The 19,150-nt window shown below is 62.1% G+C and carries 19 protein-coding genes; 9 read left to right on the top strand and 10 right to left on the bottom strand.

Annotation, left to right across the window (positions count from 1 at the left end):
• Window positions 1-68 precede the first annotated feature (68 nt).
• Window positions 69-1,319 (bottom strand): DUF4010 domain-containing protein, encoded by a 1,251-nt coding sequence (locus tag LOY50_RS12655; protein ID WP_258691024.1) that lies wholly within the window; start codon window positions 1,317-1,319, stop codon window positions 69-71.
• A gap of 207 nt (window positions 1,320-1,526) precedes the next feature.
• Between LOY50_RS12655 and LOY50_RS12650 the strand changes: the two genes are divergently transcribed.
• Both LOY50_RS12650 and LOY50_RS12645 read left to right on the top strand, forming a co-directional pair.
• Complete coding sequence (locus LOY50_RS12650) at window positions 1,527-2,450, top strand: universal stress protein (protein WP_258691023.1); 924 nt, start codon at window positions 1,527-1,529, stop codon at window positions 2,448-2,450.
• 91 nt (window positions 2,451-2,541) lie between these two features.
• Window positions 2,542-3,021, top strand: a complete 480-nt coding sequence (locus tag LOY50_RS12645) for a hypothetical protein (protein WP_214511779.1) — start codon at window positions 2,542-2,544, stop codon at window positions 3,019-3,021.
• A 16-nt stretch (window positions 3,022-3,037) separates the two neighbouring features.
• Here LOY50_RS12645 and LOY50_RS12640 read toward each other — a convergent pair whose 3' ends face one another.
• Entirely contained in the window at window positions 3,038-4,360 is a 1,323-nt protein-coding gene (locus LOY50_RS12640) for a sigma-54-dependent Fis family transcriptional regulator (RefSeq protein ID WP_253474060.1), read from the bottom strand.
• Window positions 4,361-4,589: 229 nt separating this feature from the next.
• Between LOY50_RS12640 and LOY50_RS12635 the strand changes: the two genes are divergently transcribed.
• From LOY50_RS12635 to LOY50_RS12615, 5 genes are read left to right on the top strand one after another with little or no spacing between them, the layout of a single operon-like run.
• On the top strand, window positions 4,590-5,468 hold the full coding sequence (locus LOY50_RS12635) for an MBL fold metallo-hydrolase (protein WP_258691022.1): 879 nt from the start codon (window positions 4,590-4,592) through the stop codon (window positions 5,466-5,468).
• A gap of 41 nt (window positions 5,469-5,509) precedes the next feature.
• Window positions 5,510-7,180 carry a bifunctional protein tyrosine phosphatase family protein/NAD(P)/FAD-dependent oxidoreductase gene (locus tag LOY50_RS12630; protein WP_258691021.1) on the top strand — a complete coding sequence of 557 codons (1,671 nt, stop codon included), beginning with the start codon at window positions 5,510-5,512 and terminating at the stop codon, window positions 7,178-7,180.
• Window positions 7,181-7,208: 28 nt separating this feature from the next.
• Complete coding sequence (locus tag LOY50_RS12625; RefSeq protein WP_258691020.1) at window positions 7,209-8,012, top strand: sulfite exporter TauE/SafE family protein; 804 nt, start codon at window positions 7,209-7,211, stop codon at window positions 8,010-8,012.
• Between the two features lie 42 nt (window positions 8,013-8,054).
• Window positions 8,055-8,489, top strand: coding sequence for a YeeE/YedE family protein (locus LOY50_RS12620; protein WP_253474052.1), 435 nt, complete (start codon window positions 8,055-8,057; stop codon window positions 8,487-8,489).
• Between the two features lie 2 nt (window positions 8,490-8,491).
• The gene (locus LOY50_RS12615; RefSeq protein WP_258691019.1) at window positions 8,492-8,911 is read left to right on the top strand and encodes a DUF6691 family protein; all 420 of its coding nucleotides are present in this window, start codon (window positions 8,492-8,494) and stop codon (window positions 8,909-8,911) included.
• Window positions 8,912-9,119: 208 nt separating this feature from the next.
• Here the strand turns inward: LOY50_RS12615 and LOY50_RS12610 are convergent, their stop codons facing one another.
• The 7 genes from LOY50_RS12610 to LOY50_RS12580 are packed head-to-tail and all read right to left on the bottom strand — an operon-like array spanning window position 9,120 to window position 15,414.
• Window positions 9,120-10,487: an ATP-binding protein gene (locus LOY50_RS12610; protein WP_258691018.1), complete on the bottom strand. Its 1,368-nt coding sequence runs from the start codon at window positions 10,485-10,487 to the stop codon at window positions 9,120-9,122.
• Window positions 10,484-11,146, bottom strand: a complete 663-nt coding sequence (locus tag LOY50_RS12605; RefSeq protein ID WP_003201124.1) for a response regulator — start codon at window positions 11,144-11,146, stop codon at window positions 10,484-10,486. Before LOY50_RS12605 ends, LOY50_RS12610 begins: the two co-directional genes overlap by 4 nt.
• Window positions 11,147-11,157: 11 nt before the next feature.
• Window positions 11,158-11,802, bottom strand: a complete 645-nt coding sequence (locus tag LOY50_RS12600) for a tetratricopeptide repeat protein (RefSeq protein ID WP_214511787.1) — start codon at window positions 11,800-11,802, stop codon at window positions 11,158-11,160.
• Complete coding sequence (locus LOY50_RS12595) at window positions 11,799-12,608, bottom strand: SDR family oxidoreductase (RefSeq protein WP_258691232.1); 810 nt, start codon at window positions 12,606-12,608, stop codon at window positions 11,799-11,801. The genes LOY50_RS12600 and LOY50_RS12595 overlap by 4 nt, the downstream gene beginning before the upstream one ends.
• Window positions 12,595-13,269 (bottom strand): TenA family transcriptional regulator, encoded by a 675-nt coding sequence (locus LOY50_RS12590; RefSeq protein WP_214511789.1) that lies wholly within the window; start codon window positions 13,267-13,269, stop codon window positions 12,595-12,597. The genes LOY50_RS12595 and LOY50_RS12590 overlap by 14 nt, the downstream gene beginning before the upstream one ends.
• Window positions 13,266-14,747 (bottom strand): AMP-binding protein, encoded by a 1,482-nt coding sequence (locus LOY50_RS12585; RefSeq protein WP_258691017.1) that lies wholly within the window; start codon window positions 14,745-14,747, stop codon window positions 13,266-13,268. Before LOY50_RS12585 ends, LOY50_RS12590 begins: the two co-directional genes overlap by 4 nt.
• The gene (locus LOY50_RS12580; protein ID WP_258691016.1) at window positions 14,737-15,414 is read right to left on the bottom strand and encodes a thermostable hemolysin; all 678 of its coding nucleotides are present in this window, start codon (window positions 15,412-15,414) and stop codon (window positions 14,737-14,739) included. The genes LOY50_RS12585 and LOY50_RS12580 overlap by 11 nt, the downstream gene beginning before the upstream one ends.
• Window positions 15,415-15,658: 244 nt before the next feature.
• On the opposite strand from LOY50_RS12580, the gene LOY50_RS12575 reads away from it, so the two are divergent.
• A complete protein-coding gene (locus tag LOY50_RS12575) occupies window positions 15,659-17,365 on the top strand; it encodes an amidase (protein WP_258691231.1) in 1,707 nt (568 codons plus the stop codon).
• A 309-nt stretch (window positions 17,366-17,674) separates the two neighbouring features.
• A complete protein-coding gene (locus LOY50_RS12570) occupies window positions 17,675-18,073 on the top strand; it encodes a VOC family protein (RefSeq protein ID WP_258691015.1) in 399 nt (132 codons plus the stop codon).
• A gap of 53 nt (window positions 18,074-18,126) precedes the next feature.
• Here LOY50_RS12570 and LOY50_RS12565 read toward each other — a convergent pair whose 3' ends face one another.
• Window positions 18,127-18,351: a hypothetical protein gene (locus LOY50_RS12565; protein ID WP_258691014.1), complete on the bottom strand. Its 225-nt coding sequence runs from the start codon at window positions 18,349-18,351 to the stop codon at window positions 18,127-18,129.
• Between the last annotated feature and the right edge of the window lie 799 nt (window positions 18,352-19,150).

The raw sequence follows: 19,150 nt of genomic DNA, 5'->3' as shown, positions 1-19,150 counted from the left end.
ATTGAGGGTTCCAGAATGGACGCCTGCCAGAAACAGGACTTGATCTTCATCAAACAGCCATCATTCATTCAGGCTGACAAACTCGGGAGCAACAGCCCCGCCCACATCGCCAGCGTGACCAGCACCTGGCCGGGAATCACATACCCGGCGAACCTTCGCCCGCCACTGAGCCACGCTACCACGCACTTGCTCAGGGAGTTGCTGCTCAGCGCCATCAGGACCGGCACGGCGACGCCGTCGAAGGGCAACAACCCGCCCTTGGCCAGGGAAGCGATGGAGGCTGTCGAGGCATGGGCGTCGAGCAAGCCACTGAAAATCGCGGTGACGGTCACCCCGGCCTGGCCAAACGCATCGAGCATTGCCGACGAGAGGACGGTGATAGCGGTCATCGCCAGGACCATCGTCACCGCCAGCTTGAGGCTGAAGGCGCCGCCGTGCTTGATGGTTTCATCGGCCCGCGCCCTTGGCCGGGGAAACATCAGCACGCCGGCATAGAGCAATACCATCAGCATCCCGCACACCAACGGCCCCCACATCCAACGCAGCAGCGCGGGGTCCACGGCCGCGAGAATCAGGCCCATTTGAACCACCGTCGCCAGGTTGGATAACACCGCCGCGGCGCTCACCACCTTGAGATTGATCGGCTCTTTGGCCGCGATACCACCCATGGTCGCGACCGTGACTGTGGCGGAGGCGAATCCTGAGGCAATCGCACTGAGGGCGTAGCCGTAGCGGGTCCCCAGGGTCCTAACCGCGACATGCCCCAGCGCCCCCACCGCCATCAGCATGACGGTGAGCGTGCCCAGGTTGCGCAGGTTGATGGCGTCATAAGGCCCGAGGAAGCGATCCGGCGCCAGCGGTAGCACGACCAGCGCGGCGATCAACAGCACTAGGCCATCGCGCATCTCGGTGGCCGTCAATTGGTTGCGGGCAAAGTGGTGCAACGCCTGGCGGCTGGCGAGCAGCCCGGCCATCACCACCCCAATCGCGGTCGCCAGGCCTGGGGCGCTCGCACAGAGCGCACCCAGTGCCAATACCGCGAATAATGCCACCTCGCTGGTAATCCCCGGGTCCTTGTCGAGGTTTCGCCAATAGGCCACGGTAACCAAGGCGCCCAGGGCAAGGGTCATGCCCCCCAGCAACAAGGGACCGCCCGCCTGGGCCGCCAGGTAGCCGAGCACGGACGTGATGGCGAAGGTGCGCAGGCCGGCGAAGTCGCGCCGGTCGCCCTCGCCTTTGCGCCGTTCGCGCTCAAGCCCCACCAGCAGGCCGATTCCCAGCGCGGCGGCGGCATTGGCGAAGGCCAGGGTTTCAGTCATGGTTACGGCTCTCTGGCGCCCTGGGGCGACTGATCATGCTCAAACATAGCGCGATTGCCTCGCCGCTGCCGTCTTCGATGCAACGCTTTGCAGCGTGTTTGATGCAAATCAAGTTACCGGGCTCCATGACGCTCATGATCGATGACAGACACCACGCCGCGCGAAACATCGCCCGGCGCCAACAGGTCCTTGCCCGGGAGGTTTGTCATGTCTACGCAATCACGCTTGATGCTGGTCGTCTCGCCACTGATGGAGCACAGCCCGGCGTTCGACCGGGCCGCCGCACTGGCCAGGGCCGAAGGCGCGGCGCTGCACATCGTCGCTTTTGACTACCTCGAAGGCCTGGCCACGGCCGGCCTGGTCAACGAGCAGGCGCTGGAGCAGATGCGCCTGGGCTACATCGAGCGCCATCGGCAGTGGCTGGAAGAACAGGCCAGGCCCCTGCGCAACCTCGGTATCGAGGTCACGACAGAAGTGACGTGGGTCGAGCGCCCCTTGCAGGAGATCCTGGTCCACCTCAAGGAAGCGCCGATGGATGCGCTGATCAAGTCGGTGGACCCTGAGTCGTGGTTTTCCCGACTGATGTTCACGCCGCTGGACGTGCATCTGCTGCGCGAATGCGAAGTTCCGCTGCACTTCGTCAACAAGGTCACCCACGCCCGCCCGCGCAAGATTCTGGCCGCCATCGACCCGTTCCATCAGGACGGACGCTACGAAGGCCTCAATGACCGGATCCTGAGCGAAGCCAACAAGCTGGCCAGCAGCTGCGACGCGACGCTGGAAGTCATCTACGCCTATGACCTTTCGTCCATTACCGCCGCTGAATACGGTTTTGGCAACGGTTCGATGTTCTTCTCCTCGACCCTGGCCCGTCAGCTCTACGAGTCCCAAGGCGCGGCCTTCGATGCACTGGCCGAACGCAATGGCATCGCCCCGGACCAGCGACGCATGATCATGGGTGACCCGGCCAAAGTGTTGGCGAGCTACGCCGCGTCCAATGACATTGATGTCATCGTCATGGGCCGCGTGCGCTACGGCAGCCTGGACAAGCTGATCGGCAGCACCGTGGAAGGCCTGCTGTACAAGATGCCCTGCAGCGTGTGGGTGATTGCGCCGCAGCAGATGGGTTGAAGGCAGGCCTGTGTCAATGAGCAAGTCGGGCTGGACATCGCCGAAGTCCGGCCCGGCATTCCCTGCCACCCACCCCGCAAGGACCTGAACCATGAATGCATCCAGACTCGCCGCCCTCGCCCTGACCGCGGTGCTTTTCCCCACGCTGACCTTTGCCCAGCAAGCCACCGACGCCGCCAAGCCGACGCCGCCATCGATGAGCATTGAACAATTTGACCAGCAGATGGCGAAGGCCCAGGAAAACCTGGAAAAAATGCAGGAGCAAATGAGCCTGATCCAGAAAACCACCGATCCGGCGCAACGTCAGAAACTCATGCAGAATCACCAGGCCATGATGCAGCAAGGCATGCAGATGATGAATGGGATGATGGGCGGCGGCATGATGGGCGGCCACATGAAGGGGCACGGCCCGATGATGGGTTGGAAACAAATGGGCAACCACTATTCCCAGATGACGCCTGAGCAGATGAAGCAGCACCAGTACATGATGGACAACTACATGGGCATGCAACAAATGATGATGGAGCAGATGATGCAGCACCAGGAACACATGGGCACGCCAGCTCGCTAGCTCTGTCTCCCGGCGATCAGGCCAGGCCCTGCTCCTTCAACCGCCTGTATAACGTGCGTTCACTCACGCCCAGATGCCTGGCCAGTTCACGGCGGGTGCCTTTGAAAGTAGCCACGAGCTGTCCAAGGTCCCTGCTATCGGGCGCAGGCGTCAAGGCTGGGGCGGACAACGCCACGGGCGTCGCGGGCAGATGCAAGGCGTGAATGACACCGTCATCGGCAAACAGCGCAGCCCTTTCCAGGACATTGCGCAGCTCGCGGATATTGCCCGGCCAGGAAAAACGCTGCAATTGCATCAGCGCTTCGGGATCGATGGTCAGCCGACGCTTACCGATCCCGGAACGTTGCAGGAACGAATCCACCAACAAGCCGATGTCTTCAAGGCGATGCCGCAAGGGCGGCAGATGGATGGGAAAAACGCTGATGCGGTAGTACAAGTCCTGCCTGAACTCGCCTTTCTCGAGCATTTTCTCCAACGGCTTATGGGTCGCGGCCACCAACCTGAAATCCGCGTGCAGGGTTTCCACACTGCCGACACGGCGATAGGTTCCAGACTCGATCAATCGCAACAGTTTCACCTGCATGGCCAGGGGAACATCGCCTATCTCATCGAGAAACAGCGTACCACCCTGGGCCGTCTCTACCAGGCCCACCTTGCGCAGGGTGGCGCCGGTAAATGCGCCCTTCTCGTGGCCGAACAGTTCACTCTCGAACAAGGTTTCGGTCAGCCCGGAGCAATCGACCACCACAAAAGGCCCCGCGGCCCGTTCACTGGTTTCATGGACGGCGCGGGCAAACAGCTCCTTGCCGGTGCCGGACTCTCCCAGCAACAGGACCGGTAACGTCGAGGGCGCTACCCGCTGCAGTTCCAACAGCGCCTGATTAAAGGCCGGCGAACTGCCCACCAGCCCCTCGTTACTGGGCCGGGCCGATGCGCTACGCACCTGGGTAAGACGTTCCACATAAGCGGTGATGACGCCATGCTCATTCAGGATCGGGCGCAGCTCCACGTCGACGTGTTCGGGCCCGCGCGGTGTGTGATGAATGTGCAAGACCCGATCCGGGCTGCGCATCTCCCTGGCCTTTTTCATCGGACAGTGCTCACCGGCCTGGTCACAAGGCACATCGTAGTGGTGGGAAATCCGATAACACTTGTGGCCAATGAAAGGTTTGTCGGCGCTGCCAAACTGACGCAGGTAAGCCGTGTTCGCCGCCAGGATGTTGTAATCGGGATCGAGGACGATCATCGGCTGGGGCTCGTGCTCCAGAAACGAGACCAGGGACTGCACCTGGTCTGGATGCGCAAGCAGGTCTTGGGTGGGCGGCAGGCTGTGTGTCATCGCGGCTCCAGTGATTCATTCAGCAAGGGTGACACTGCCACTATGCCAATAAACACTGCCAATGGCAGTTTAATTGTCGGGACCGCGGAAAATGCCCGATCGATACTTATCAGTTTAAACCCATAAAATCATATGGTTAGCCATAAAAACAGACACCACATCCACATGGCAGCATTATTGCTGTGTCTGTTCTTCAAGCAGCTCGATGAGAGCCCGAAGGAGACCGTTCATGACCGTAAAACCCTACGTCGAAGGATTTTTCGATCCTGAGACCCACACTGTCAGCTACCTGGTGCTGGACGAAACGACCCGCCAGTGCGCATTGATCGACAGCGTCCTGGATTACGATCCCGAATCAGGCCGTACCACAACCACCTCGGCCGACAAGCTGATGACCCGGGTGATCGAACTGGGGGCGAAGGTCGAATGGATTCTTGAAACCCACGTTCATGCCGACCACCTCACCGCCGCCCCGTACCTGAAGGAAAAACTCGGCGGCACGATAGGGATCGGCAGCCAGATCACCGCCGTGCAAGAAGTCTTTGGCACGCTGTTCAACACCGGTGGGGAGATGCCCCGCGATGGCAGTCAGTTCGACCATCTGTTCGTCAATGACGAGTCGTTCACCGTCGGAACGCTGCAATGCCGTGCGCTCCACACACCGGGCCACACACCCGCCTGCATGACGTATGTCATCAGCCACGGCCAGGAAACGGCGGCATTCGTCGGCGACACCTTGTTCATGCCCGACTACGGTACCGCACGGTGTGACTTCCCCGGTGGCAACGCGCATACCTTGTTCCGATCCATCAACAAGGTCTTGAGCCTGCCGGCCAACACCCTCCTCTACACCTGTCACGATTACCAACCCGGAGGCCGCGAGGTGCAATTTTCCAGCACCGTCGCCGAGCAACGTGCCGACAATGTCCACGTCCGTAACGGCATCAGTGAAGAAGCATTCGTGACGATGCGCACCCAGCGCGATGCCTCGCTGGACATGCCGACGCTCATCCTGCCATCGGTCCAGGTCAACATGCGGGCCGGGCATTTCCCGGAGCCGGAATCGAACGGCACGCGCTACCTGAAAATCCCGCTCAATCAGCTCTGACGCCCCGCGCCCATAAGAAAACAGTCATCACGGAGACAGTCATGGACATCCGCCACCTTGCGTCCGGCCTCTCGATATCAGGGCAGATCCATCCCGACCAAATGAGTGAGATCAAAACCGGCGGCTTTCGCGCCATCATCTGTAACCGCCCTGATGGTGAAGGCAGCGATCAACCTTTGTTTGCCGACATCCAGCGTGCGGCACAAACAATGGGCATCGAAGCGCACTACCTCGCTGCAGAGTCCGGCAAGGTGACCGATGAACAGGGCGTTGCCTTCGGCAAATTGTTCGAGTCCTTGCCCAAGCCCGTGTTGGCGTATTGCCGCTCCGGCATGCGCTCGACCACGATGTGGGCACTGTCCCAGGCCGGCCAGCAGCCCTTGCCACGGATTGTCGAAACAGCCAGCAAAGCCGGCTTCGACATGAAAGGCGTCATTCGCAGAATTGCCAACGAGGGACGCACGCCCGTTGGCGTCGCCGAAGCCCGGCATGCGGTGGTCATTGTCGGCGGCGGCGCGGCGGGCATCGCGGCAGCTTCAAGCCTGTTGGCCCGCGAGCCGGGCCTGGACATTGCCATTATCGACCCGGCGGATGTGCATTATTACCAACCCGGCTGGACCCTCGTCGGCGGTGGCGTCTTCGACGCGCACAAAACGGCCCACACGATGGGCGCGACCATTCCCCGGGGCGTGCATTGGATCAAAGCGGCTGTCGCTGCTTTCGAACCTGAAAACGATGCCATTATTCTCGATGGATGCCGCGTGGTCCGCTACGAGCAGTTGATCGTGTGCCCGGGCCTCAAACTGGATTGGCATGCCATAGAAGGCTTACCGCAGACACTGGGGCGCAACGGCGTCACCTCGAACTATCTGTACCACCTGGCCCCCTACACTTGGGAACAGGTGCAGCAACTGCGCAGTGGCCGGGCGATTTTCACGCAGCCCCCCATGCCGATCAAATGCGCCGGGGCCCCTCAAAAAGCGATGTACCTGTGCGCCGACCACTGGAGACGCCAAGAGGTACTCGGCGATATCGAGATCGACTTCTGCAGCGCCGGGACAGTCCTGTTCGGCGTTCCCGACTACGTGCCGGCCCTGATGGAGTACGTCCACGCCTATGGAATCGATCTGAATTTCGGCAGTACGCTGACGTCTGTCGATGGACCGGCACAAACGGCGACCTTCAGCTGCGTCAAGGCCGATGGCAGTACTCACCTGGTGACGCACGACTTCGACCTGCTGCATGTGGTACCTCCGCAGGTTGCGCCGGATTTTATCCGCGTAAGCCCTCTGGCCGATGGGGCGGGCTGGATCAATGTCGATCCCGACAGCTTGCGGCATAAGACCTGGGCGAATATTCACGCATTGGGCGATGCGACCAATACCAGCAACGCAAAAACCGCAGCGGCGGCGCGCAAGCAGGCACCCGTGGTCGCCCACAATGTGCTGGCGGCCATGGGCAAGGCCAAGGGTAGCGCCCATTACGACGGCTACGGTTCCTGCCCGCTGACCGTGGAACGGGGCAAGGTCGTTCTCGCTGAATTCACCTACGGCGGCAAGCTCGCCCCCAGCTTCCCGTCCTGGCTGATCGACGGTACTCGGCCTTCAAGACTCGCCTGGCTACTTAAAGAGCGAATTCTTCCTCCGCTGTACTGGAAAGCCATGCTCAAGGGCCGCGAATGGCTGGCGAAACCTGAATTGGCGGACCTATGAAATCAAACCTCACCGCCAGGGGACCGAGATGATCACAGTCCTGGTACTGGGCTTTACGGTGGGCGTGATCCTGGCGCTGACCGGTGCCGGCGGCGGCATACTGGCCGTCCCGTTCCTGGTTTTTGGCGTGGGTTTGAGCATGGCCGAAGCCGGGCCCATTGGTTTGCTTGCGGTGGGCCTGGCCGCCACCCTGGGCGCCGTGATGGGCCTGCGCAACGGCATCGTGCGCTACAAGGCTGCACTGGTGACGGCCAGTGCGGGGGTCATATGCTCGCCGCTGGGCCTTTGGTTGGCGCAGCGCACGCCCAACCGTCCGTTGACGATCCTGTTTGCCTTGTTGCTGATGTACGTGGCGTTCCGGGCATTGCAAAAATCACTGCCCTCTCATGCCTGGGCAAAGGCATCCACCACGCGCAAACCGCCGCCCTGTGTCCTGGACGAAAATCGCGGCAAGCTGAATTGGACCGGCCCTTGCGCGTGGGCGCTCACGGCTTCGGGCATGGTCGCCGGGGTGCTTTCCGGGCTGCTCGGCGTGGGCGGTGGTTTCGTCATGGTTCCGGCGCTCCAGCGGTACACCAATTTGACTACGCAGTCGGTGCTCGCCACGTCGCTGACCGTCATCGCTTTGGTTTCCATGTCAGGGGTGCTGGCGAGTTCGGCGATGGGCCACCTGCAATGGCCAATAGCGCTACCCTTTTCCATCGGGGCCATCGTCGGCATGCTCGGCGGACGCCTGGTCGCCGCCAGGTTGCCGGAACCCTATCTGCAAAGAGGCTTCGCCCTGGTGTCGACGCTGGTAGCGATCGCCCTGCTGGTAAAGGTCCTGGGTTGAAAAACCGGGTGGAAAATCATCGATGTGTGGCGGAGAACGCTGATGAATATTGACTGGCTCAACTTTACGCCGTGGTCATCCCTGGCCGGCGGCATGTTGATTGGCTTGGCGGCCAGCCTGTTCGTGGTTGCCAACGGCCGGATCGCCGGCATCAGTGGGCTGATCGGCAGCCTGCTGCAGCGTGGCAGCGAAGGGCTGGGCGAGAAGGCCCTGTTTCTCCTGGGCCTGCTCGTCGCGCCGCTGTTATGGGGCGTGTTTGCCAGCTTGCCGACGATCGAGTTCCAGAACGGCTGGTTCGGCCTCACTGTCGCGGGCCTGTTGGTGGGTGTCGGCACTCGCTACGGTTCGGGCTGCACCAGTGGCCATGGCGTGTGTGGCCTATCGCGCCTTTCACCGCGCTCGATGGTCGCCACGGCGTGTTTCATGCTCAGTGGTTTCACTACGGTATTTGTCCTGCGTCACGTGATGGGGATTTGAACATGCGCAAACTGACGGCATTCATCGCTGGCCTGCTCTTTGGCTTAGGACTGCTCCTGGCAGGCATGACCAACCCGAAAAAAGTGTTGGGTTTCCTGGACCTGGCCGGCGCCTGGGATCCCTCCCTGGCGTTGGTGATGATCGGGGCGATTGGCACCGCCATCGCCCCCCTGGCCTGGGCGCGCCAACAGACTCAGTCGCTGCTGGGCAGCCCCATGCAGTTGCCGGTCACGCGAGAACTGGACCCACGCCTGATCGGCGGCAGCCTGGTGTTTGGTATCGGCTGGGGCATCGCCGGCATCTGCCCTGGCCCTGCCGTGGCCATCCTGCTGACCGGACACTGGCAAGCCTTTGTGTTCATGCTGGCCATGTTGGCGGGCATGTTGTTGTTCACCGCGCTGGAAACCCGGCGCAACCGCTGATCGTGAATTCACCGTTATGCCCCGCTCACAGTAAGAAAGTAGATAAATCCGTGGCGAGGGAGCTTGCTCCCGCTTGTAGGAGCTGCCGAGCGAAGCGAGGCTGCGATCTTTCCCATGACACTTGAGTCCCAAGCGAAAGATCAAAAGATCGCAGCCTTCGGCAGCTCCTACACCGCAGCCCAGCGGGAGCAAGCGCCGGGAACGTCATTTAAAAGCGCCCTATTTCCAAGGTCGCGCACAGCCCACCCTCGGTGCGATTTTCCAAGCGAATGCGCCCTCCCAGACGATCCGCGATGGTGCGCACGATCGTCAGCCCCAACCCCGCCCCCTGGTCATTGCCGCGGCTGTAGAACCGTTCGAAGAGACGCTCACGCTCGGCCTCATCGATACCCGGCCCCTGGTCTTCGACGGACAGCTCGTAGTGATCGCCCTTCCTGGCCAGGCGTACGGTGATCGTGCCGTTGGCCGGGGAAAAATTGGCCGCGTTGGTCACCAGGTTGTTCAAGGCGATGTCGATGGCCACCGGGTCGATTCGAACCGGGCCGATGTCGTCGCTGACATCCAGCACCGGCTCGAGCCCCTTGCTCAACAACCAGGGCGTCAGTTGAACCAGGCTCGCACGAACCGTGGTGGGCAGGTCGATGACCGCAGGCGTCGGAACACCTGCCTGCGGTTCGAGCCGCGCCATGGTCAGCAGTTGATTGACCAAACGCGTGGTGCGATCGACGCCAGCGATCAGGTGTTCCAGGGACTCGCGACGGCTTTGCTCGCTCCCCGCCTCCATCAGGTTCTGTGCATGCACCCGCAGAACGGCCAAGGGCGTACGCATCTCATGGGCGGCGTCGGCAATGAAACGCCGCTCACGGCCCATCACCTCCTGGATCTGCGCCAAGACGCGGTTGAGGGCCGCCTGCATGGGCTCAAGCTCCGTAGGGAGCGGCATCATTTGCAGGGGTTCCAGTGAGCCGGGATGCCTGGCCCGCAACTTCGCCGCCATATCGACCAGGGGCTTGAGCCCCCAGCCGATGGCCAGCCAGATCACTGCAGCAAGCACCACGCTGCCGATCAGGTTGGGTACGACGGTGTGACGAACAATGCGGTCGACCAGGTCGGCACGCACGTCGTCACGCTCCCCCACCCAGATCTTCAAACCGTATTGCGCGTCGTCCAGGACGAACGCTCGCCACTTACGGTTCTTCTGGTCCACGACCTCACTGAAACCGGGCGCACCCGGCGGTGAGGTGAACGACGGTGCGCTGGAGGTATGAACCAACACCGAACCTTGTGAGTTCCAGACTTGGAAAGCAATCTTGCTTTCATAGGGATGGCCATCGCCCCTGGGAACCGCTTGCCCCAGCGCCGAATTGAACGCCTGATACAGCTCGGCGTGCTCCTTGCTCGCCATCGGCATGCGCATCACGCCCTGCAACAGCCGGGCATTCTGCGCCAACTGGGCATCGTAGACCTCGGCGATTTCGTGGTTGCTGTCATGCAGGTTGAATACGGTGATGATCAACAGGCCAAGGAACAGCAGGCCGAGAATCAACGTGAGGGTACGACGCCGGATCGAACTCATCGGCGCTCCTCCACCAGGTAACCGACACCGCGAATGGTGCGGATCAGGTCGGTGGAGAATTTCTTGCGCAGGTGATGGATGTGCACTTCCAGCGTGTTGCTCTCGGCCTCCTCGCTCCAGCCGTAGAGCAACTGCATCAGATGATCGCGGGTCATGACGCGGCCCGGCGGCGAGAGCAGTTCATGGAGCAGCTGATATTCCTTGGGTGTCAGCGCCACCGGCTTGCCCTGGTAACTGACTTGCTGGGTACCGGGGTTCAGGCTGATGCCGGCATGTTCGATCAACGCCTGGGCGCGGCCGGCGCTGCGGCGCAACAAGGCCCGTAACCGGGCCTTGAGCTCCGCCAGGTCGAAGGGCTTGACCAGATAATCGTCGGCCCCGGCGTCCAACCCGGCGATGCGATCCTCGGTGGCATCGCGGGCAGTGAGGATCAGCACCGGCAGGTTGGAGCCACTGTCACGCAAGCGCCGCAACACTTGCAGGCCGTCCATGCGTGGCAGACCCAGGTCGAGCACCGCCAGGTCGAAGGTTTCACTGAGCAACGAATGCAAGGCGCTGCTGCCGTCCTGCACCCAGTCGACGGTATAACCTTCGCGACTCAGGGCCTGATGGATGCCCTCTCCCAGGGCCACGTCATCCTCGATCAGTAATAAACGCACATGCGCTCCTGTCAGTTCAGCTTCTTGTTCACATCCACCAGTAATGCGTCGATCTCCTTGCGGCGCCCGGCATCGGCCGTTTCCCGACCCGGCCGCGGTGCTGCCAGCAAGGCTTTTTGCAGCGCTGCCTTGGCTTCGCTATAGCGCTTCTGACGGTAGAGGTGATCGCCCCAAAAGTACAGGCTGTCGATGCCGTTCGGGTTGAGTTGCAACGCCTGCTGGAGCAATTGCTCGGCCTTGTCGGAGTCGCCGAAACCCAGGGGCCAGCCCGGCACCCGGTCGTAGAGTGCGCCGAGGCTGGTGTAGGCCGAGCCTTGCAGGGCCTTGGGGTCCAGGGTCAGGGCTTTTTCCAGGTCGCCCTTGGCATCCTTGACCTTGCCCAGTGCACCGATCCCACCCTTGGCACCGGCCCAACTGCTGTTGACGATGCCAGACCAGATCCACGCTTCAGCCACCGATTGGCGCTCCTGCTTGAACGCCGATGCCTGGACGGCGAGTTTTTCGAATGCATCGGCGCGTTGGCCTTCGGGCACTTCATATTGAATATGGGCCCAACTCTGCTGGATGTCGCTGAGACGTTGCTGGTCGGCCGCCTCCAACGCCCAGACGCTTTGGCTCAGGGTGCCGATCAACAGGCAAGCGAGGATTTTTTTCATGGCTTGGGATGCTCGTTTTCGGGTTTGTGACTGAGACGGCGTACCAGTGGCAATTGCTTGCGCAGGCCACGGTCCACCAGGTTGGGCAGCAGGCTGTTGAGGCCGACGAAAAAGCGTTCGGGCCAGCCCAGATACAACTCGCGTCGGTCGCCGATAATCGCGTGGATCACCGCCGCCGCCACGGTTTGCGGGTCGTCGACGTTGGCCTTGAGGGCCTGGTTGAGCGCATCCGCTGCCGGGCTGTTCATCGAGGTACGGGTGGCCCGGGGCGCTACGTAGAGCACCCCGACACGGGTATCGGCCAACTCTCGGCGCAAGGCTTCGGAAAAACCGCGCAAGGCAAACTTGCTGGCGCAGTAGCTGGCATAGCCCGGGTAGCCGATCGAGCCATAGGTCGAGCCGACGTTGACCACCATCGCACTGTCAGCTTGCTTGAGCAGTGGCAAAAGCAGCTTGGTCAGGCAGATCGGCGCGCCGATGTTCAGCGCCAGCATCGCGTTGATCTCGCTGTCGTCGAGTTGCTCGAGCATGGCGAAGTGGTTCACGCCGGCGGCATTGATCAACAGGTTGATGCCGCCCAGGGCCTCGGCGGCGACCAGCACTTTGCGCCGGTCGGCGAGGAAGGTCAGGTCGGCTTCGACCCAGCTCAAGTGTTGCGGATAACGCTCCAGCAACGGCTGCAAGGCTTCGCGATGCCTGGCCACGGCCAGCACTCGCGCACCACTGGCGCAGAGCGCGGCGGCGATGGCCTGGCCGATTCCGCCACTGGCGCCAGTCAGCACGACACGCGCATCACACAGGTGCATGTTCATGCTCCCCGTCACGCGGCAGGCCGCGGAACATGTCGGTGTACAACCGGTACACCACCTTGGAGGCATGGATCACCGCAGCCTGGTCCGCCGGATCCTCCAGCCGGTTCATCAGGCCGCGATAGGTCTGCATATGCTCGATGTCGAGCGAACCATGGGAGCTGAGGTAGCTGAACGCCGTGGGCGGCAATTCCAGGCGCTGGCGGATGCTGTCGGCGGCATGGGTCGCCAGGGCGATACTGGTGCCTTCCAGCACATTGACCATGCCGAACAGGCCCACCGGGTTGCCTCGGGCGATCAAGTCGTAGAGGTAACTGACCATCAGCTCAATGGGCAACGAAGGCTGGCCGTTGCGCACCGCTTCCTTATCGCCACCGCACACGGCAATGTCATCCAGCACCCATTGCTCGTGGCCGTACTCTTCGTCGATGTATTCGCACACGGCCTTGCGCAGCCATTCCAGGTGCGTTGGCAGGCGCGCCCCGCAAGCCATCATCAACGGTACGGTGTGGCGCACGTGGTAATACGCCTGGATCAGGAACCCCCGGTAACTGGCCAGGCTGACCTGGCCGTTGAGGGCGTCGCGGATGATCGGCAGATTGAACAGGGTCTGGCGCTCTTGCTGGGTGGCTTCTTGCAACGTGTCAAAAAAACTCATGATGGGGATTCCTCGGACAAGACAGATGAAGTGAGCTGCGCGCGGTAATGCTCGACGATGGCCTCCCGGCGTGGCCGGCCATTGGCGGTGAGCATGCCGTTGGCAGCGCTGAAGGGTTGGTCCAGGCGCGTCCAGTGATGGACCCGCGCGTAGTCGGGCAGCGTGTCGTTGGCCTTGGCCACGGCCAGCTCCAGGGTTTGATCCGTGCAGTCGGCCCGGGCGGGCCAGAGCAGCGCATGGTTGTGCGGCATGGCTTCGCCATAAACGAAGGCCTGGGCAATGTCACCGCCCTGGGTGAGCTCGGCTTCAACCCATTCGGGGTTCACGTTGCGACCGAAACTGGTCACGAACTGGTGCTTCTTGCGACCGCGCAGGTAAAGGAAACCGTCTTCGTCGAACTCACCGAGGTCGCCGCTGGGCCACCATTCGCTGGCGTGCGGTGGCTCACCCAGGTAACCGAGCAGCGTCGAGCCCTTGATCAGGACTTCGCCGTCATCGGCCAAGCGGATCTCCACATGGGGCAGCGGCTGGCCGACACTGCCGGCACGATGAGCCTGTGGCCGATTGAGGCAGACCACCGAGGCGCACTCCGACAGCCCATAGCCTTCAAACACCGGCAGGCCAACACGCTGGGCCCGCTGCAACAAATCGTGGGACACCCGCGCCCCACCAACGGCGGCGAATCGCACGATGTGCGGGTTGAACAGCTTCTGTTCGGCAGCCATGACCAACATCAACAGCAGCTGCGGAACCAGGATCAGGCTCTGCGCCCGACGCTCGGCCAGGCATCCCAGCAGCCGCGTCGGGTCGACCCCACTGGCGCCCTGGATGCCGAGGGTTTTCTGGCTGGGCAGGCTCAGCATGGCACCGGCATACAACGCCGCATAGCAGCCAAGGTTTTCCAGCAGAATCGCCAGGGGCAGTAACGCCAGGTGATGCCTGGCCTCGACCGGTTGGCTGGCCTGCTCCAGTTCACGGGCCACCCGCAACAGGCTGTCGGCGCTCAGGCAGACGCCCTTCGGCGTGCCGGTGGTGCCGGAGGTGAACGTCAGCTTGGCGGTGCCTGCCGGCAAACGGCTCGGTCCGTCGAAGTGCCGTCGCCAGAACTCGCCACTGTGCTGGTATCCGGCAGCTTGCAGTTGCGCTTCGAACGCGGGCTCGGCAATCACTCGCTCGGCCTGGCTCTGTTCCAGGCAGTGCCGACGTTGAGCCTGGCTGAAAAAACCGGGCAGGATGACGCAGGTCAGCCCTTCGAACAGTGCGGCAAGGTCCCAGAGCATCGCTTCGATGCCGTTGTCCAGGGCCAGGGCGACAACACGGATGTGTTCATCGCGCAAACGCTGCTGGCGGTACACCACTTCGGAATAAAGTGTCGCGTAGTCGAGTTGCGAGCCGTCGCCCCACAGGGCCACGGCGTGGCCCCTGCGCTCGGCATGACCACGCAGGGTGCGCTTGAAACGTTCCATTTCAGGCGACATGGCTGGTTTCTCCGAGGTCCGTCGGCAGTCCCAGGCGATTGAACAGGCCGCTATTGCGCAGATGAATGAAACCGGCGCGGATGTTTCCGACATGAACCCACGGCTGGCTTTCGTAGTAGCGGCCCCAGAGATGACGGTCCTCGCCGAGGCGCTGCGGGTCGGCCGGGCACAGCGTCACAGGCTTGAGGCCCAGGCGATGGAAGCTGTTGACCAGGCCGATGTTGCCAGTGAACGCAACCCACTCCAGGCCACCCATGGCCAACAGATAAGTGATCGCGATGATGCTCAGCCGGGCGCTGCCCGTGTCGCTGGCGGCCAGGTTGCCAACCTCGACAATGCCGGCGCGCTCCACCGGACGATCGGCGGCGGCACTGATCAAGGGCTCGATGGGGCTGTCCAGATAATGCTCGAGGAACAGCGGCCCCTGGGCGGCCCGGCGCACGCCAGCGGCTGCGCAGAGCGTGCCGTGGACATCGTCGAGCCCGAACAGCTCCGGCATGAAGTGACGAATATCGGCGCCGTGAACCTGGCGAAAACGCTGCTGGATGAACGCTTCGAACTCGGCTCGCCGAGCTTGTCCCGGCAACGCCCGGTGCAAGTGCCGAACCGGCGGGCCGGCGTCACCGAAGGCCAGCGGCAGGTGGATGTTCCAGTCGAAATCGGGCATGGGTCAACGTTCTCCCTCGGGCTATTGGGAGAAAGTATCGAGGCCGTTTCTTAACGAAGTCTGAAGGTGGAAAATTTTGGCTCGTACGAAAGGTAGTCTGGTCAAACCTGAACTGCCCTTGATCGCTATTCCGTAGTACAGTGCGCAAGTCCGATAAATATCCACTTTGAGATGACCTGAAGTCTCAGGAGCAACTTCAATGGACCCGAACACCCCGCCATCCCTCTGCCGCGGCGCTAACAGCATGATCGAAATCACCGAAGTCTCCATTGCCCAATTGCGCGCTGCGCTGGAGTCGGGCCAGACGACCGCGGTGGCGCTTGTCCAGGCCTACCTCGCCAGGATCGATGCCTACGACGGCCCCGATACGCCCACTGCCCTCAACGCGGTGGTGGTGCGCAACCCCGATGCATTGAAAGAGGCCCAGGCCTGCGATGCCCGTCGGGCCAGCGGCCAGACCCTGGGGCCGCTCGACGGCATTCCTTATACGGCCAAGGACAGTTACCTGGTCAAGGGGCTCACTGCCGCTTCCGGCAGCCCGGCGTTCAAGGACCTGGTTGCTTATCGCGATGCGTTCACCATCGAACGGCTTCGCGCCGCCGGGGCGATCTGCCTGGGCAAGACCAACATGCCGCCCATGGCCAACGGCGGCATGCAGCGCGGGGTGTATGGCCGTGCCGAGAGCCCGTACAACGGCGACTACCTCACCGCGCCGTTTGCCTCGGGCTCTTCGAACGGTGCGGGCACGGCAACTGCCGCCAGTTTCGCGGCGTTCGGCCTTGCCGAAGAAACCTGGTCGAGTGGACGCGGTCCGGCGTCGAACAATGGCTTGTGCGCGTATACGCCGTCGCGCGGGGTGATCTCGGTGCGTGGCAACTGGCCGTTGACGCCGACGATGGACGTCGTCGTGCCCTACGCCAGGACCATGGCCGACCTGCTCGAAGTGCTGGACGTGGTGGTCGCCGAGGACCCGGACACCCGTGGCGACCTGTGGCGCCTGCAACCCTGGGTGCCGATTCCGAGCGTCGACTCGGTTCGTCCAGCCTCGTATCCGAGCCTTGCCAGCACCCCAAGTGCGCTGGCAGGCGTTCGGTTCGGCGTTCCTCGGATGTACATCAACGCCGACCCTGAAGCAGGCACGGCCGAAGCCCCCGGCATCGGCGGCCCGACGGGGCAGCGAATCATCACCCGCGCCTCGGTGATCGAGCTCTGGGAGCAAGCGCGCAAGGCGCTTGAGGCCTGTGGCGCCGAAGTGGTCGAGGTGGATTTCCCCCTGGTGTCCAACTGCGAGGGCGATCGTCCTGGCGCACCGACGGTGTTCACCCGCGGCCTGGTTTCCAAAGAGTTCCTGCACCATGAGTTGTGGGACCTGTCGGCCTGGGCATTCGATGATTTCCTGCGGGCCAACGGCGATCCGAAGTTGAATCGCCTGGCCGACGTCGACGGACCGAAGATCTTCCCCCACGACCCGGGCACCCTGCCCAACCGAGAGGATGATCTGGCCGCTGGCATGGATGAGTACGTGAAGATGGCCCAGCGCGGCATCACGCCGTGGGAGCAGATCCCGACCCTGCCCGACGGCCTGCGTGGGCTTGAAGAGACACGTCGAATCGATCTGGAAGACTGGATGGCGCGGCTGGGCCTGGACGCGGTGATCTTCCCGACCGTCGCTGACGTCGGGCCAGCCGATGCGGACATCAACCCGGTGTCTGCCGATATCGCCTGGAGCAACGGCGTCTGGGTCGCCAACGGCAACCTCGCCATCCGCCATCTGGGCGTGCCCACCGTCACGGTGCCGATGGGCGTCATGGCGGACATCGGCATGCCCGTCGGGCTGACGTTCGCTGGCCGCGCCTATGACGACTCGACGCTGTTGCGACTGGCTTCGGCGTTTGAATCAATCGGTTCAAAACGCCTGGTCCCGCCACGGACGCCGCCGCTGTCGGCTTGATCGTTTGGCGGGTTTGGTTTGGGGCTGCTACGCAGCCCAGCGGGAGCAAGCTCCCTCGCCACAAAAGCAGCGCTCGACTTCATTTTTGAGTACGGGCGCAACCCCGTGGCAAGGGAGCTTGCTCCCGCTGGGCTGCGCAGCAGTCCCTAGACCGGTTCTACAGCCGGAAACACTGTTGCATGGCACGGGAAAGCAGGTCCACGGCCTCATCACCGTGTGACGCCCGGACTTGGCAGCGCGATGATTCCTGTGGCAGCGTAGGCTGGAATTTCAAACAACCCTCGCGCCCACGGCAAAACGGTAGTCATCATGATCTCGCATGTTTTTCTAGGTATCGCCGATTTTGATCGCGCCTTCGGGTTCTATTCAAAGGTCATGGCCGGGCTGGGCCTGACATTGAAATTCAGCGACGCCCACAAAGGCTGGGCGGGCTGGATTGTCGAGCATTCATCGCGCCCGATCTTCGTGATTGGAAAACCCTTTGACGGCAAGGTGCACCAACCCGGCAACGGACAAATGGTGGCTCTGCTTGCCCCCAGCCGGGAAGCCGTGAGGAACAGCTACGCGACAGCGCTGGCACTGGGCGGGACGTGTGAGGGAGAACCCGGCTTGAGACCCCACTACCACCCTGATTATTACGGTGCCTACTTTCGAGATATCGATGGCAACAAGCTTTGCGTCTGCTGCCATGATTCGGTGTCGACTTAGTCGATCGTAATGCATGGCCCGCTTTCGTTTTCTGCCTAGCCACGGGCTCTGCGTTAGCCGATCGGCGTTAGCTTCAGCACCCGCATCACCATGGCGCCAGCCTTCGCCAGCAAAGTGCCGTGCGCGCGCGGCTGACACAGGTCGTTCGAGACGAAACCTACGGACTCGCTTGCCAAGGCGCCCATCAATTGGGGCAACAGGAATCCGCTTTCGTGCTCCTGGTAAGTCGCAACGGAGGTATCGGGCCGAAGGTTGCCGGTGCAAGTCGTGTCGATCATGGGAATCTCCCGATGGATGGAGAACGCTGCGACGACCCGAAACGGTCAATCGCTTCTGGGATCAGTTTCACTGGCGGACGGTTTTTAGAGAATGCCCAGGAATTACATGACTTGATTGCGTCATCTGAAACAATCGCAGCTGACTGAACAAAAAAGGCTTACCGAGGTTTTGATATTTCGTTCCGAGAGGGGTGTTTTTTTGGGTGTGTATATCCGTTGCTGCGGTAATGGCGGCTAGCGGTTCCGCTCTTACAGCGGGTCACTTTTGGAAGAGCCGGGAGCCGGACCAGCCAAAAGTAACCAAAAACGCTTTGCCCCACCACTCGGCACCTCGCCTAGGCTCGGTGTGCCCGAGATCAACGTCCACTGCGAGGCGGCCTAGTAGCCGACCTGGTTCTTGATGGGGCCGCGTTTCTCCTGTGGGAGCGAGCTTGCTCGCGAAGGCGTCGGCACATTCAACATCACTGCAAACTGATACACCGCTTTCGCGAGCAAGCTCGCTCCCACATGGGTTTACGGGTGTTCATAGCATCTGCATACGACACAAAAACCTGTGAGAGCGAGCTTGCTCGCGATGAGGCCGGCACATCCAACATCACCGTAAACTGACACACCGTCTTCGCGAGCAAGCCCGCTCCCACAGGAGGAACGCGGTCCCCATCAAGAACCAGGTCGGCTACCAGGCCGCCTCGTGGTGGACGTTGATCTCGGGCGCCCCGTTAAACCACGCTAGGTATTGCGCAGTGAGCATCCCGGCATGGATGCCGAGCCTAGGCGAGGCACCAAGTGGTGGGGCAAA

It is taken from the genome of Pseudomonas sp. B21-010, assembly GCF_024749325.1.
Lineage (GTDB): Bacteria > Pseudomonadota > Gammaproteobacteria > Pseudomonadales > Pseudomonadaceae > Aquipseudomonas > Aquipseudomonas kilonensis.
The sequence above is the reverse complement of the archived record's forward strand: the minus strand, read 5'-3'. Positions and strand labels throughout refer to the sequence as shown.